This window comes from Vibrio sp. 2033, assembly GCF_033339735.1.
In genome coordinates this window covers 1-751 of record NZ_JAWOVC010000292.1, presented here as the reverse complement: position 1 = coordinate 751, position 751 = coordinate 1, and the positions used below count along the sequence as shown (strand labels likewise).

General features: G+C 50.2%; 2 protein-coding genes. Both read right to left on the bottom strand.

Going from position 1 to position 751, the window contains the following annotated elements; all coding sequences use genetic code 11:
- Nucleotides 1–336, bottom strand: a 336-nt coding sequence (locus tag R7P74_RS26165) for a class I SAM-dependent methyltransferase (RefSeq protein WP_318123561.1), incomplete at its 3' end; no start/stop codon positions are given.
- Between the two features lie 150 nt (nt 337–486).
- Nucleotides 487–751 (bottom strand): hypothetical protein (locus R7P74_RS26160; RefSeq protein WP_318123560.1); only part of this gene is annotated, 265 nt, incomplete at its 5' end.

The window sequence follows — 751 nt, the reverse complement described above, 5'->3', positions numbered from 1 at the left end:
CCATATATCAAAGTATTCCGCGGGAAGTCTTACATTTAGAATATCTGATTCGATAAACTTTACCCGATTAGCTTTTTCGCCGATTCTCTCACGTACCTTGCTTAGTGCTTTGCCCGAAATATCAAGCAGAGTCAAATTCGTGAAGTTTTCACCGAGCAAATCATCTATCAAACGCGAAGTGCCTCCGCCTACATCAATGACTTTTGCGGACTTATCTCCCCCGGCCGCTATACGGATCATTTCCAAAGATGTTTCGAGATGTTCCCTGTGCCAGCTTAAATCCGATTCGGACTTTGAACCGTATATTACCTCCCAATGCGACTTCAGATCGCTCATGGATTTTCTTCCCTCTCCGACTCAATATTTGTTTTATCGCTATTCTCGCGGCGTTTCCCGACGTCGCAGTGCGGGCAAACACGATAACCGATAAACATTTTACATGATAAGTTGCGGAATTTCTTGTTGACAGAGTCAACAGTTTAATTGTCATTCTTCCACCACATCGAAGGAGTAGGAGAAGCGGGTGAGTGAGTTGCCGGGTTGTTCGCCGAGGCTGGAGGTGAAGCGGACGGTGCGGTCAGCGGGCGGGTAGAATCTGTAGTCGCGGAGGATGAAATTCGCGAGCGGGTGGTGTTGAGAGTAGAAGGCGAGTGCAGCGGCGAATTCCTGCTGGCGGCGGAAGCGGAATGACAGCGAGAGGCGGGTCTTGAAGCTGCCGCGGATGAGGGCCTTCTGCGGGCCGGTGTATGGC